This window comes from Blastomonas aquatica (assembly GCF_014639875.1).
Taxonomy (GTDB): Bacteria; Pseudomonadota; Alphaproteobacteria; order Sphingomonadales; family Sphingomonadaceae; genus Blastomonas; species Blastomonas aquatica.
In genome coordinates, this window is the sequence record NZ_BMGD01000006.1 from 14,197 (window position 1) to 28,539 (window position 14,343).

Here is a 14,343-nt window from a genome sequence, read left to right on the forward strand (position 1 = left end):
GGGCGAAATATTTTGACGTCGGATAATGGCGTGATGCACGTGCGGTCCTAAGGAAGCCGCAGTTATTATGCCGGTCACAAGGGGTTCAAACATGAAGGGTTTCGCTGCGCTGTCGCTTATCTGCCTTGCATCATTTCTCGGAGCCGCGGACACCAGCGCGCAGGAGTTCAGTCCTCGCGAGTATCGACGCGAAATCGAGAACCCAACGCAGGTGGTGGTTCTGGGAACCACGCATCTGAGCGATGCGGCGGAAGGATGGGACCCCAAGGTCCTCGACCTTCTCTTGGACCGGCTCGCATCCTTCAAACCCGATGTCATCACCATCGAGAACCAGCCGGGACCTACGACCAGCAAGCTATGGTCCTATCGCAGTGTCTATCCTGAGGCGGCTGCCGCCTACGCCGGGCGTGCGTTGTTGATGTCGTCGATCGCCGCACTGTCGCTCGACATGGATATGCCGCAGGCCGAAGCCGAGCTGCGGAGGCATCTTGGCAAGGTTGGCGAGAATCCGACGCCCGCTGCGAGGCGCCGGTCGACCGCGCTGTTCGCCGCCTCGGGCGATCCTTATTCGGCCTTGGTGCAATGGTGGCGGCTGCCCTCCTCCGAGCGGGTTCCCGGCGATGGTGTATCGCGCCGGTTGGCCGCGCTGCTGGAGGAGCTGGGGCTGGAACGCGAGGAGGGGGTAGTGCTTGCCGCTAGCCTCGCCGTGCGGCTCGGGCTCGAGCGCGTCTACCAAATTGATTCGCAGGAGGACGATGTCCTCACACCGGAGGAATCCGATGTGTTTTTCCAGAAGGTCTTTCCAGTTGTGGCAGAACGCTACAACGCGGACCCTGCTGCGAAGGAGCGTGGCAAGATTGAGAACATGACAACGCCCGAAGCCGCCCTCGCCGCCTATCGGAAGCTCAACGACGACCGGATCGAGCGCCGTCTTTCCGAGATCGAATGGCTGGGGGCGATCAAGGAGCGGACCGAGGGGAACGTGGGACGCAAGCGGGTTGCTGCCTGGGAATCCCGCAACCTCAGGATGGCCGCTAACATCCGCGAAGCCAGCGCGCGCGCTCCTGGTGGACGTGTTCTCGTCATCGTCGGAGCCACGCATAAGCTTTGGCTGGAAGCCTATCTCGGCATGATGAGCGACATCGAGATCGTTTCGACGGACACGATCCTAAGATAGATCGCGTTCACCTGCCGATACCGTCTTCGTCCGCAAAGGGTCGTTTGCCGAACGGCAGCTTTTTTCTCGCACCTATCACGAGCGGACATAGCAACGATTCAACTCGCGCTACGCCGAACGCTTCCGGTAAACCAGCGTGAGATTGTTGGCTGGCATTGCGTGGAGGCTGGTGCGCGCGAAGCCATGGTCCGATGCTACGCGATCCATGTCATCAAGGTGGCGCAGGCCCCATGCCGGGTTTCTCGCCCTGAGCGAGTCATCGAACGCAAGATTGGAGGCTGCCGTCTCCACGCCCCGCTCGAGATACGGCCCATAGAGAATAATGGGCGCCCCCTCAGCGAGCACCTGGGCGCAGCCCTTGAACAATCCCAGCGTCGCATCCCACGGGCTGATATGCACCATGTTGATGTACGGCAGGCTCCTGCGGGTCCGCTTTCAGGACCTCGAATCTGTCGCCTGGATGACCGAAACTGGGTGGAAAGCTGCCGTATCGTCAGAGTCGGTCTAGGAACTTATTGGTGGTTTTGTCGTAGCAGAATGCGGGCGACGGACGATGAATGAGAACACCGCGTCGCAACACGACAATCACTATGCAATGTTTCGTTTGTCCCTCGAAATAGAACCCTGCTGTCTCATCATACCGATCATAGGTTTTGCGTTCTTCTGGATCGAGTCGACGTAATGCGTCATCTAATATAACTGTGTCGATATCACCACCAATTCGCAGATCATCCAAACGAACGAACTTCGAGTCTGCGGAGCTGTTCGACGAACATGAAATCGCCATTAGCGCGACGGTTAGAGATAAACAAACTCGCATCCTTCACTTCTGCCGCAAGATTCTGAAGTCAGCAATGGGGTCGGCAAAAGAATTTCCGGTTTTGGCGACATCGCTGCGTTAGCTGCCTGACCAGTTTTGGATGCGCGCCGATCCGGCGTAAGCGACCGATTGTGAGCAGATTCTTGAACGTCCGGTCAAACACTGGTGATCTTTACACGGCATCGCCGGCCGCACTTGGTGGCTCTGGTCTGTCGCCCTTGCTTTGGCGGTCACTCTTTCCTGAAAGTTCGGCACTTTCACGCTTCAATGGCCGCGAAACCGGACATACTTCCTGCACGTAGGAATTGAGTGTGTTGACGAGGTTCTCGGGGATCATGCGGTAATAGACAAATTGCCCGCGCTTCTCGCTTGCGATTAGGCCAGCGTTTTCCAGGATCGAGAGATGTTGGGAAACCGCGGGCTTCGACATGTCAAAGCGCGCGGCGATCTCGCCCGCGTTCAGTTCGGCCTCCGATAGGTAAGCAAGGATCTTGCGCCTTGGCGTCGAGGCGAGCGCTTCGAAAGTTTTCTGCATGGTCCTATTTAAGGAATAAGCTAATCGCTTGACAAGCGCTTTTAGACGATTAAGCCATAAGTTAAATACTTTGTGTAAGGGAGTGGCGAGTGGAGATCGAGGGCGACTTGGTAGACCGTTGCCGGGTAAACAGCCTCGTTGAGGTGCCCGGCTGCGAGCCTGTCCACGGATTGGTGCGCTGGGACCCGGTGCATTCGGTATGGAACGGCGGGATGCTGAGCGCATCACTTGTGCTTGGCCCGGTGTTTCTGACTTGGGACGCAGTGTTGGCATTCGTGATTTTGACCGGTGCCTCACTGTTGCTGGGGCACAGTGTGGGATTTCATCGCCGCCTGATCCATCGCAGTTTTGCCTGCCCGCTGTGGCTTGAGCGTGCGCTGGTCTGGATCGGCACCTGCGTGGGCATGAGCGGCCCCTTGTGGATGATTCGCACCCATGACCTGCGCGATTGGGCGCAGCGAAATCCGCAATGCCATGATTACCTTGCGCATCGCGGTGGGATGTTGCGGGACTATATCTGGCAGGTCCACTGTCGCCTGATACTCGACCATCCTCCCGGCTTCGATCTTGGAGGTGCCGGGCGCGACCCATTCTATCGCTTTCTGGAACGGACATGGATGTTGCAGCAGTTGCCGATTGCCGCGCTGCTGTTTCTGCTCGGTGGATGGGGTTGGGTGATCTGGGGCGTTTGCGTCCGGGTGACGGTATCGGTGACCGGGCACTGGTTTGTGGGCCATCTAGCCCATACACGAGGGCCGCAAAGCTGGCAGGTCGTGGATGCAGGTGTGCAGGCGCATGATGTGCCATGGGCCGCCATCCCGACCATGGGTGAGGCTTGGCACAACAACCATCACGCCTACCCCGGTTCAGCGCGGATTGGCATCCACCCTGGCCAGTCGGATTGGGGCTATGCCTTCATCTGCCTCCTTCGGCGCGCGGGTCTTGCTTGGGATATCGTGCTGCCGGAGCAGCTTGACCGGGCCGAGGCGATCAAGCGCGTCGCTTCGCCGCCTAGCAAAGCCGCGGAAGGTCTGACGGAGGCCCGGACATGAGCGCCGGTTGGCCCGAATTGGTGCGGCGATCGGCCTATTCTGCAGCGTCATTTGCCCTGATCGCCAGTCAGAATCTGGTCGCCTGGGGCGCGATAAAGGCTTTCTCCGTTGAACGAGTGCTTGATGTCGAATTCTGGCTGACGCCGCTCAGTAGTGCGATGTCGATATCATCTTTGCCGCCGATCTGGGGCGCCGTCATCTTCGCCTATTCCTTGCTGGTGGCGTGGCTGCTGGCCTTGATGTCCTTCCAGCTGGCGCGGCGGACAAACCGGGGTTTCATCCTCGCGGTGGGCAGCGTCGTCCCGGTACTGCAGCTGGGAGCCATCCTGCTCAACGCGGTGCTCCCAGCGCGCAAAGCGGTTGATGAAATGCAGCAATCCAGAGCGACCTCGGCGAAAAACGTCACGATGGGACTCATTGCCGGGATCGCGCTCGTCGTACTTGCGGTGCTGATTTCTGCCGTGACCTTTGGCGCCTACGGTTATGGGCTATTCGTCATGACTCCCTTCCTCGTCGGGATAACGTGCGGTTACCTGGTGAATGAGCAGAGCGACCTTGGTGCATCGACCACCATGAAGCTGGTGATTGCGGCAGCGGGTTTGGGAAGTCTGGCCCTCGTCGTTCTCGCCCTTGAAGGGATTGTCTGCATCATCCTCGCGGCACCGCTGGCAATCCCTATCGTCATGCTCGGCGGGGTCATAGGCAGAGGGCTAGCGATCGCACGCCACAATCGGCGCACCCCGCTCGCCAGCGTCGCCATCTTGCCGATGGTCTTCATGCTGGAGGCTGCCATGCCGCCCGATGCGCCAATCGTAACACAATATGATATCGAGATTGCAGCACCCGCGGAACAAGTCTGGCAGGCGCTGATCAGTTCGGAACCGATCGCTCCAGTACCGGGTCTTCCCGCGCTGGCGGGCCTCGCTTATCCAATCAAGGGCACGCTGAAAGATGAAGGGCTCGGCGCAACTCGCATGGGCGTGTTCTCGACCGGAACGGCAATCGAGGTCGTGACCGAATGGGAACCGAACAGGTTGCTGGCTTTCAGGGTCGAGGATGAAGCGCCGGCAATGGAGGAAATGAGTCCCTATCGCCGTGTGCATGCCCCACATGTTGAGGGCTATTTCACCACCGGCGAAACGCGTTTTGTGCTGGTGCCGCTGGCGGGCAACCGCACCCGGCTGAAAATCTCTTCAGAACACCGTCTTCGGATTGACCCCGTGCCCTACTGGGAGCCGATCGCGCGGCTTACCATCCACGAGAATGTCAGCCGTGTGTTGACCGACATCAAAGCCAAATCCGAACTCGACCACACCTGAAAGTGATGCTCTTTAGGTACTATGGCTTGCTCCGCTGGAAGCCGTGACGGTCTACCAAACACTTGAGAGAAGGCTCAAAAATGTGACCGCAGGAATCACCGTTTCTGTACTTAGCTGGTCGTTCGTGCAAACGATCTATTCAGTCTGGAGTGTTGTTGCTTGCTGAAGCTCTTTTCGAGAAAAGGGCAATTTCACGGTAAACCTCTCGCACCGTTTCGAACAGCGAGTGAAAATCACAATGCGAGATCGGTGCATGGCGGAAAATGCCGTATCGATTCTCCGGGTGCATTGTCATGATTCTATCGTCATAGAACTCTTCAAAGAAGCGCATGCCCGACTGATCCTCATCAAAAAGATGGTGAACGAAAGCCTGGGCGTCATATGATGATGGGTTGGGGTTGCCCATCTTTATAAGTTGTCGCCGAATAAGCGAGAATAGAGCATCTAAAGCTACGTAGAGGGGGTAATTTGCTTCTTCCGCAAGCTCGAAGTGCATCGCAATCATTCGAGACTTTAGCAGGGCATGAAGTCCCCGCATCATAAGATCGTCGTCCCTGCTAACCGCTGAAAATACGTCTGCTAGTTTTGTAAGGCTCAGCGGTAAATGATGATACTCAAATGGGGCTCCTTCGCTCGCCACAATCGGTGGCGAGGTAGCAAAGCGGCGCATCCCCTCGATTTCCGCTTGCAAAGCTCCTCCCGCCTTTCGTAGGAAGTCATGGTCGTGTAGCGGCCCGTTGTATTCGACGGCGAAAGAGTCCGACACCGGGTACGGAGCCACGACACCTTCGTCTAAGCCAAGAGCCATAACCATAGCGGAGAGGAATCGAACTTCGACGTCCGCGAGGTCATCGAACTCGGTATAGTATTCCCGGTCTTTTGCATTTGGAATGTGACGGCACGCGGTAAACATGATGCTCTCGGTTTGATGGGCTACGGCCTCCACCAAGCGGATCGGGTCTGCCCAATACCGGCCAAATGGAGACATTGGCCGTAGCACGACGTGAGGTCGGCCTTTCCAGTGAGGGACGTTACGCAAGGTCAGGTTCACCAGCACAGCTTGACCTGTCCTACTTCAAAAGTCACGCGAACTATCAAACGCCGATTTGCCTGATTTCCCCTGCGCGCCTCCGAAAGCAAGAAATCGCCAACCTCAACGGGCATGGTTTTCAACGATCGGGGCTACCGGGCAAACGGCCTACGCTCGGTCTTAGGAACAGCTGCCGCAAATCGCGGCCATCTCGATAACCCGCTAAGCCCCATACCCAGCTACGATTGGCAAGTATGTCCGCTTTCAGGCAAACGGGGGGCGAGCTACAATGACCGATATTAGGGCGCAAACCTGACTGGCCGCTCTGGAGCTTCCGTTTAGCAGTCTCTGCAGAGCAGCTATTCGCAGCAGCTGCCAGAACGGCGTGCTATGGGTCGGGTACGGGCGCCGACCGCAAACGCCTGATATATTAGCATGAGCTGTGCAGCACCCGCGCAACCGCCGACATCGTACCCCTTTGGCATCGAGCGCGCGTATCACGTAGCGCTAATCGTTCACCGACGTCGCGAACCCCAGCGACTTTTAGTTACTGCGTCGCAATAGAACCAATACTGGTCCAAACTCTCATCTCAAGAGACTTTCCCGTAAAAACCTGGGCTGATAAGCTATCCTAGCTGTCGCCATCGCTAGATCGCGGGCTGCGGTAACAGCAGCATAATGATGGGATAAACAGAGGCACATGGTGCATCAACCATTCGGCGATTCCGGACGGGAACCGGAGATTGCCGATCTGAAGGGGTGGCTTGCAGGGTCGACGTGTCGGAACCGCGCCTGCTGCCGGGTTTTTGAACGTGAACCAATGGCACCTGACACAGGAGCTGTCGCAGGAGATTTCCTGCGCGACGGATGAAGTCGCTCTCTTTGCTGCGCTGGAAAAGGCGACAGCGCTGATGGACTTCGATCATTTCGCACTGACATATGACCGACGAGGTCTGTCGGAGCCCGGCAATCTGCTGGTGCACAACTACCCTCAGAGTTGGGCCACAGTGTACAACGGGTTCGATCTTGGCAAGGCCGACCCGGTGCGCCGAGCCGGCGAGCGCGCGCTAACCGGGTTCAGCTGGCGCCAGCTCGAGCACTATATTCCGCTGACCACCGGGGACAGGCAGATGCTGGCGGTCGGCCGCGAAAATGGCCTTGCCGATGGTTATACGGTGCCAAGGCACCTCGTCGGCGAAGCGAGCGGGACCTGTACCTTCGTCATCGGCTGCGAGCGGGATATGCCTGACTATGTCCTTCACTGTGCCGAAATCGTCGGCGCAACCGCCCTGGCTGCCGCACGCAGAATCAGTGGATCAAAACCTGTTGATCCAAGGCCTGTTCTGAGCGAGCGGCAACGCGAATGCGTCTTGTGGTCGGCGCGTGGCAAGACAGCAGGTGAAATCGCAGCAATCCTGGGAATCAGCGAGGAGACGGTAGTCCAGCACCTCAAAAATGCCCGCGAACGATACGATGTGCACGGCCGCCAGATGCTGATCCTGTGCGCGCTGTTCGACGGGCTCATCGGGTTCTCCGATATTTTCGACTGGTGGACGCCAGCCTGAGTGCCCTGCCAGTCCGGGGAATCCTGGTGGAAGCGAATTCGCTGCCTCTGAAACGGCGGGCAGCGGCGGAACACCCCATCCCCTGAAACTGGTATACCAGCAAATGCGCGGTCGTGGTCTGTCTGAAGGACAACAGTCCTCAAAGGAACAGCCATGATCAATGTCTCCGCCCGGGTTCAGCCTTCATGCCAGAAGGAGGCCATGCGCGCCATGTTTGCCGCCCGAAAGCAGGTGTTCGTCGACCTGCTGGGCTGGGATCTGCCGGTGCTGGAGGACAGGTTTGAGATCGATCAGTTCGACACACCTGATGCACGCTACCTGATCCTGCTCGGCGCCGAGGGACAGCACCGCGCCTCGGCAAGGCTTCTGCCCAGTACAGGCCCGCATATCCTCGGCGATCTGTACCCACATCTGTGCGACGGCGAGGTGCCAAGGGGTCCTGCCATCCTGGAGATCTCGCGGTTCTGCCTCGACAGGGACCAGGATTCAGCGTCGCGCCTGTCTGCGCGCAACCAGCTGGTCACGGCGCTGGTCGACCATGCGCTGCGCGAAGGCATCGGCTGCTACACGGGCGTTGCCGAACTTGGCTGGCTGGCGCAGATCCTGCGTTTCGGCTGGCATTGTGAGCCGCTGGGAGAACCGAAGGGCGACATAGGATCAAAGATCGGAGCCCTTTCGATCCGGATCGATAACGAAACACGCGCCAGTCTGAAGTGCACGGGAATTTATGCCCCCCTGTCACTGCAGCTCGTCGAGAGCCGGGAGCCTGTCGCATGAGCACGATATCGTCCGAACAGCTGGCCGCTGCGCTGCTCGATACGGGCTTTTGCATCGTGCCCGATCTCATTCCTCGCACCACGATCGATGCGCTGGCTCACGATCTGGACCGTGTGTTCGCTGCCACGCCCTTCGGCCAGGGCAGTTTCTATGGGTGCAGGACTAAACGTTTCGGTGGCCTCCTCAGGCGATCGGTTCATGCTCACACGCTCGTGCTCGAAAAAACCATCCTCGGGGCAGTGCAGGCTATCCTCGGCGAAGCCTGCGACCGGATCCAGCTCAATGTTGCTCAGGCGATTGAGATTCATCCGGGAGAACTGCGCCAGTTCCCCCATCGCGACCATGACATGTGGAACGGTGAGAAAGGCACGAATGAATATCTCGTCAATGTGATCTGGCCGCTGACACCGTTCACCGCAGACAATGGGGCAACGCAGATCTATCCGCGCAGCCATGGCGCAGCAGGTTTGGCGAGGCAGGACCCGGGGGAGCCTGTGACTGCGCAATGCAATCCGGGAGCGGCGATCTGCTTCCTGGGCTCGACCGCGCATGGTGCGGGTGCCAATCTGACGAACGGCGTCAGGCGCGGGATCGTCATCGGCTACAGCCTTGGATGGCTCAAACCTTATGAGAACCTCTGGCTGGCCTATCCACCCGCTGTCGCCCGGACGTTCCCGCCCGAGCTTGCAGCTCTGGCAGGCTATGTCCAGCACCGGCCCAATCTCGGAAACTATGAAGGCCAGTGCCCGTCCGTACTGCTTGATGATATCGTGCCTGAGCATCTTGCTGCAGTGGATTCCTTGCGTCCCGATCAGACTGCAATGCTGGCTGAGTTTGCCGAACAGCAGCGTCTCGCAAGGTGAGCCCCGCACATGTCATCGAGCCGACTTATGAGGCGATCAGGCGGCGCCTGATGCAGGGTCACTGGCCGCCAGGCACGCGGCTCGAGGCTTCAAAAATCGCAGATCAGCTGCATGTCAGCGTCACGCCGGTGCGCGACAGCCTGTACAGGCTGGCTGGCGAGCGGATGGTGGATTTCGAGCATGGCGAGGGATTTCACGTACCGCGAATGACTGAAAGCGCATTGCGCAATATGTTAGAACTGCATCTCGTCCTTATTCTCGCTGCCGTGGCTACCCAAAGCAGCAGTCCGATCGCCCCGCTGGACGGCGAGAATGACAGTTCTGACGGGTTCGGGTCGCTGTTCCGCGAGATCGCCCGTCGTTCCGGCAATACCGAGCTTACCATCGCTGTCACAGGGCTGGGTGACCGGCTTCTCCCGATCCGGATCGCTGATGTCGCCGTCCTCGACGACACTGCTGAAGAGCTCGGCAGACTCGAAACGGCGCTGTCAGGCAGCGGGGGCCTGCCAGAAATCCGAATGGTGCTTCTCCACTATCATGAGCGGCGCGCGCGGCAGGCTGATGCCTATATCCGCCATATCACCGGCTGAATTAGGATTTCTGCACGCTCCATTTCAATACTATCTGCGAAAAGCACTTTCTGTTGTCCTTGCAACCGCTTCCTGACATTATTGCAGAGCACCCCGCAGATCTGGCCGCGCGGTGCGGAATATTCCGCCAGGCATCATGAGCGCCTGTCCATGCAGGGACAAGCGGCCGCAACGGATCATGTGACTGTCCTTAAGTCACCGAACGTCGGCGCAGCACTGGATGACGGACAGACCGGCCTTGCCCGGTCTGTCGGTTCGTGCCTCACGGGTGCTGTTGCGTGTCTTCGCCAAAGTGGAAAAGCGTTTCTTCAGGCCGTCACCCGTTTTCGGTGTCATCGGCATGCCATGTCCATCCCGATGACCGGCCGCTTCAGGCCGAACCGACCGCGCGCGAGGCCGCCGATCTTGATGCGGCATTCCGGGAGCATGGCAAGGCGCTGCTGCAGTTCCTGCGCCGCAAGGCGAGCCCGCAAGAAGCACCCGATCTGGTCCAGGAGGTTTTCGTGCGGGCAGCGGGCAGCGCTCAGCGCCACAGTCTCGACAATCCGGGCGGCTTCCTGAGGCGCATTGCGCAGAACCTTCTGATCGACAGGTCGCGCAAAGCAGGACGGCAAGGTGCGCCGGATCTGTCCTTTTGCGAGGAGCGCGATTTTGCCAGTCCGCCCCAGCAGGCATGGGATATGGAAGCCGCCGATCTGATGAGCCTGTACGAGGCGGCCGTGGATTCGATGCCCCCCAGGACGCGCGAGGTTTTTCTGATGCACCGGGTCGACGAGCTGAGCTATCGCGAGATACACAATCGGCTGGGGATCAGCGTTGCAACGGTGGAATATCACATGATGAAGGCGCTCGCGCATATCGCGAAGGCTGTGGATTATGACCGATGACATCTGCAGACCGCGATGATGCGACTGACGCGGCTGCGCAGATGTGGCTGATCAGGATGCGCGGCGAAGACGCCGACCTCCTCCGCAGCGAGTTCGAGGCCTGGCATGAAGCCTCGCCCGAACACCGCGCAGCATATCATCGGGCCGGGGAGCTGCTGGCACAGTCGGCGGTATTGAAAGGTTCCGGGCGCTATGGCCCGGCCCGCGCCAGATCCCCTGCCCGCCCGCAAACCCCTGCCCGCTCAAGACCATGGACACGGCAATGGCTCATGACAGGAGCGCTGGCAGCAGCAGCAGCCATGCTGTTTGTGGCGTTCAACGCAGGCGGGACCACGCTTTCAAGCCCGTATGGCAACAATCCCATGGCAGCCTGGGCAGCCGAACCGCTGGTCACGAAGCACGGCGAGATCCGGCGCTTTCATCTGGACGACGGATCGGTGGCCACGCTCGACACCGACAGCCGGCTCGAGGTGGCCATGGGCCCGGACGCCAGGCTTGTACGGCTGGTGAAAGGCAGGGCCCGGCTCCAGATTTCCGACGATGCGAGGCCATTCAGGATCGAGGCCGGCGCAGGCGTGGTGACAGCGAGCCAGGCATTGCTCGACATCGCCAGAGGGGCCGATGGCATGATCGCGGTGACGCTGGCCAAAGGCGGTGCCAGTATCGAAGCGGCTGACGCGCATCGTGGGCCCCGTCAACCGCTGCAGCTCGTTGCCGGAAATGCCCTCGGGTATCGCGCTAATGCGCCCGTTCTCAGCCTTGAGGCGCGACCTGCGGCTCAAGGCATGAGCGACTGGCCGTCCGGCTGGGCCGAATATCGTGTGATCCGGCTCGACCAGCTGGTGGCACAGGCGAACCGCTATGCTGCCGTTCCCATCATCATCAAGGACCCAGCCATCGCCCGGCTCGAGGCATCGGGCCGGTTCAGGATCAGCCAGACCGACAGCTTCATCGAGCGCCTCTCCCGGCTGTTCGGTCTGGTGGCAGAGCGCAGGGCTGACGGCATTCATCTTCGCTCCCGATAAAATTTTTCACGGCCTGACTAAGGTCCGGTCACTGCCAGCGTCATTCCCCCTCCAGAGGCCGGACGTCTTCCCGACAAGCGGCCCTGAACCCGAGGGGGAGAAGAATGATGTCAGGAAAATACCGGTTCGTGCATGCGCTGATGGCGGGCGTGGCGCTGGGATGTGTGCCGGCCGTTGCCCATGCGCAGCAGCACGAGAAGATTGTCTTCGACCAGCCGGCGCAGGATCTGGGCGATGCGCTTCGCAGCGTGGCGGCGCGCGCAGCGATCGAGCTTTACGCGTTGGCAGACGATCTTGAGGGGCTGCAGGCCCCTCGCCTTGAAGGCAGCCTGACCACGCGCGAGGCGATCGAGGCTCTGCTGCGCGGAACCGGCCTTGTGGCACAGTTCGAGCAGGGATCCGTGACGATCCGCCGCGCCGGTGGCAGACGCGCCGGCCAGACCAGCTCGCAGTCCGATCAGATCGTCGTGACCGGCTCACGCATAAAGGGCGCGCCCTCGCCTGTTCCGGTGACGACGGTGACAAGCGAGGACATCCGCAATGGCGGTCTGAACGATCTTGGCGAAGTGGCGCGCAGCCTGCCGCAGAATTTTGGCGGCGGGCAGAATCCCGGCATCGGCAACACGCAGGGCGCACAGAACGAAAATGTGAACGTCAACGGGGCATCGACCTTCAACCTGCGCGGGATCGGCCCCAATGCGACCCTGACGCTGATCAACGGCAACCGCTTCGCATTCAGCGGGATCAACTCGGTGATCGATGTAAGCGCGATTCCCGTGGCTGCGGTCGAGCGTGTCGAGGTGATCGCCGACGGTGCATCAGCCATTTACGGCGCAGATGCGGTGGCGGGCGTCGTCAATATCATCCTGCGGAAAAGCTACGATGGCGTGTCGACAACGGCGCGCGTCGGCGGTTCGACAGATGGTGGCAATTTCCAGCAGCAGCTCAGCGTTCTGGCCGGCACCAGCTGGTCGACCGGCGGCGTGCTTGCTGCTTATGATGTCAGCAGCACTTCTTCGATCCAGGCCGGGTCGCGCAGCTATGCCGTCTCGAACAATCCGGATGCCACCCTGTTCCCCGACCTGCGTCGGCACGCCATTCTCGTCAGCGCCCACCAGGCTTTTGGTGATCGTGTCGAACTGAGCGCCGACGCCATTTTCAAGACGGGCAGACAGATCGGGGCCTCGGGCTTCTCCGCTACTGTGCCGGTCACCACGTCTGGCAACCAGGTTCGCACCGAGTTCGAGACATTCGGGATTGCTCCGAAAATAGTCGTCGATCTGTCTGACGGCTGGACCTTCGAGACCCTCGGTTTTTATGGCACCGACACAACCGATGGTCTTACCCGGGTTTATTCCGGAGGTATTCAGACGAGCACCGGCCCACGATACTTCTTCAACCGGAATTTCTCGGTTGAGGCGGGGCTTCAGGGCGCACTGTTCGAACTGCCTGGAGGACCCGCCCGTATTGCGGCGGGCGCTGGTTACCGCTCCAGCTTTTTCGAGGCGAGGCTTGGCGGCAGGGCGTTCGACCAGCTTCGCAGAAATTACTTTGCCTATGGGGAGCTGTTTCTGCCGCTCACCAGCCCGGAACAGGGCGTCGCTCTTGCGCACCGGGCATCGCTGACGGGTGCGCTGCGCTATGAGGATAACTCGGATTCAGGCGACATCGTCACTCCGAAGCTTGGCATGATCCACGAGCCGGTAGCCGGGCTGACGTTTGGTATCTCATGGGGCAAATCGTTCAAACTGCCGACGCTCTTTCAGCAATATACAGGCTATTCGGCGGTTCTGGTGCCGGTTGGCGGCTTCGGACAGGGTTTCCCGGCGAGCTCGACGCTCGCGATTGCCCAGGGGGCGAGCGAGATGCTGGGTCCCGAGCGCTCGGAGAACTGGACCTTCAGCGCGACGGTGAAACCGGTACGAGGTCTCGAGCTGTCAGCGGCTTATTTCCATATCGACTATACGGACCGGGTAACGCCTCCGCTCGCCTCCGGCGCCGGCGCGCTCAACAACCCGATCTTCGCCGATCTCATCACCTTCAATCCGTCAGCAGCTTTGCTTGATGCACTGTTCAGCGGCGCGAACGGCGGGCTACAGAATGGGACTGGCGCTCCTTATGACCCGCGGCGGGTGATCGCGCTTCTGGATGCGCGCACCCGCAATATTGCCCAACAGACCTATAGCGGCGTTGATGTGGGGTTACGATACGACCTTGAGACTGGCCCGGGTCAGCGGCTCTCGCTGAGCGGCGGCGGTACATGGATGGAAAGCAGCCAGCGTCTTCTTCCCGGCCTGCCCGTGACCGAACTTGCCGGAAACATCTTCTTTCCGCCGCATGTTCGCGCGCGGGCTGGGGCGACTTACAGCACAAAGCGCTTCTCGCTCTCCTCCTTCGTCAACCATAGCGGCGGCGTAACCGACAATCGCAGGCCGGTCCGGACTAAGCTTTCGTCGTTCACCACCCTGGATCTGACGGCGCGCCTGACGCTGGGGACAGGGACTGAGATCGCGCTCAATGCCCTCAACCTTTTCAACGAGAAGCCCGATCGCATCTTCACGGCAGCCGCGTTCGACGCAGCCTTTGATACGACCAATTATTCGGCGGTCGGGCGCTTTCTCGGCCTGACGGTGCGCCATGACTGGTAAGCCGCGCGCGAAACACGCAAGCCTGACAAAATGCTCGCTTCTTGGCGGGTTGGCA

12 protein-coding genes and 1 pseudogene are annotated in these 14,343 nt (G+C 60.0%); 10 read left to right on the top strand and 3 right to left on the bottom strand.

The genetic code is table 11. From position 1 onward, the window contains the following. Positions 1-91 precede the first annotated feature (91 nt). On the top strand, positions 92-1,177 hold the full coding sequence (locus IEW00_RS15080) for a DUF5694 domain-containing protein (protein WP_188515258.1): 1,086 nt from the start codon (positions 92-94) through the stop codon (positions 1,175-1,177). Positions 1,178-1,285: 108 nt separating this feature from the next. Here IEW00_RS15080 and IEW00_RS15085 read toward each other — a convergent pair. Next, positions 1,286-1,585 (bottom strand): annotated as a pseudogene (locus tag IEW00_RS15085) (DUF938 domain-containing protein); the annotation flags it as partial. Between the two features lie 584 nt (positions 1,586-2,169). Continuing rightward, positions 2,170-2,532, bottom strand: coding sequence for a metalloregulator ArsR/SmtB family transcription factor (locus IEW00_RS15090; RefSeq protein WP_188515260.1), 363 nt, complete (start codon positions 2,530-2,532; stop codon positions 2,170-2,172). A gap of 89 nt (positions 2,533-2,621) precedes the next feature. Here IEW00_RS15090 and IEW00_RS15095 point away from each other — a divergent pair, with 89 nt between their 5' ends. Together IEW00_RS15095 and IEW00_RS15100 are read left to right on the top strand one after the other, a co-directional pair. Then, positions 2,622-3,584 carry an acyl-CoA desaturase gene (locus tag IEW00_RS15095; RefSeq protein ID WP_229737076.1) on the top strand — a complete coding sequence of 321 codons (963 nt, stop codon included), beginning with the start codon at positions 2,622-2,624 and terminating at the stop codon, positions 3,582-3,584. Then, positions 3,581-4,903, top strand: coding sequence for an SRPBCC family protein (locus tag IEW00_RS15100; protein WP_188515261.1), 1,323 nt, complete (start codon positions 3,581-3,583; stop codon positions 4,901-4,903). Before IEW00_RS15095 ends, IEW00_RS15100 begins: the two co-directional genes overlap by 4 nt. Positions 4,904-5,042: 139 nt before the next feature. Here IEW00_RS15100 and IEW00_RS15105 read toward each other — a convergent pair whose 3' ends face one another. Continuing rightward, entirely contained in the window at positions 5,043-5,954 is a 912-nt protein-coding gene (locus IEW00_RS15105) for a hypothetical protein (RefSeq protein WP_188515262.1), read from the bottom strand. A gap of 791 nt (positions 5,955-6,745) precedes the next feature. Between IEW00_RS15105 and IEW00_RS15110 the strand changes: the two genes are divergently transcribed. The 7 genes from IEW00_RS15110 to IEW00_RS15140 all read left to right on the top strand — a co-directional run bounded on the left by IEW00_RS15110 (position 6,746) and on the right by IEW00_RS15140 (position 14,288). Next, positions 6,746-7,498 carry a helix-turn-helix transcriptional regulator gene (locus IEW00_RS15110; RefSeq protein ID WP_188515477.1) on the top strand — a complete coding sequence of 251 codons (753 nt, stop codon included), beginning with the start codon at positions 6,746-6,748 and terminating at the stop codon, positions 7,496-7,498. Positions 7,499-7,651: 153 nt separating this feature from the next. Further along, positions 7,652-8,275, top strand: coding sequence for an acyl-homoserine-lactone synthase (locus IEW00_RS15115; protein ID WP_188515263.1), 624 nt, complete (start codon positions 7,652-7,654; stop codon positions 8,273-8,275). Then, on the top strand, positions 8,272-9,138 hold the full coding sequence (locus IEW00_RS15120) for a phytanoyl-CoA dioxygenase family protein (protein WP_188515264.1): 867 nt from the start codon (positions 8,272-8,274) through the stop codon (positions 9,136-9,138). Before IEW00_RS15115 ends, IEW00_RS15120 begins: the two co-directional genes overlap by 4 nt. Then, a complete protein-coding gene (locus IEW00_RS15125; RefSeq protein WP_188515265.1) occupies positions 9,135-9,728 on the top strand; it encodes a GntR family transcriptional regulator in 594 nt (197 codons plus the stop codon). The genes IEW00_RS15120 and IEW00_RS15125 overlap by 4 nt, the downstream gene beginning before the upstream one ends. Positions 9,729-10,057: 329 nt before the next feature. Then, positions 10,058-10,615, top strand: a complete 558-nt coding sequence (locus IEW00_RS15130; protein ID WP_229737077.1) for an RNA polymerase sigma factor — start codon at positions 10,058-10,060, stop codon at positions 10,613-10,615. Further along, positions 10,612-11,640 carry a FecR family protein gene (locus IEW00_RS15135; protein ID WP_188515267.1) on the top strand — a complete coding sequence of 343 codons (1,029 nt, stop codon included), beginning with the start codon at positions 10,612-10,614 and terminating at the stop codon, positions 11,638-11,640. Before IEW00_RS15130 ends, IEW00_RS15135 begins: the two co-directional genes overlap by 4 nt. Positions 11,641-11,744: 104 nt before the next feature. After that, on the top strand, positions 11,745-14,288 hold the full coding sequence (locus tag IEW00_RS15140; RefSeq protein WP_229737078.1) for a TonB-dependent receptor: 2,544 nt from the start codon (positions 11,745-11,747) through the stop codon (positions 14,286-14,288). The last annotated feature ends 55 nt before the right edge of the window (positions 14,289-14,343 follow it).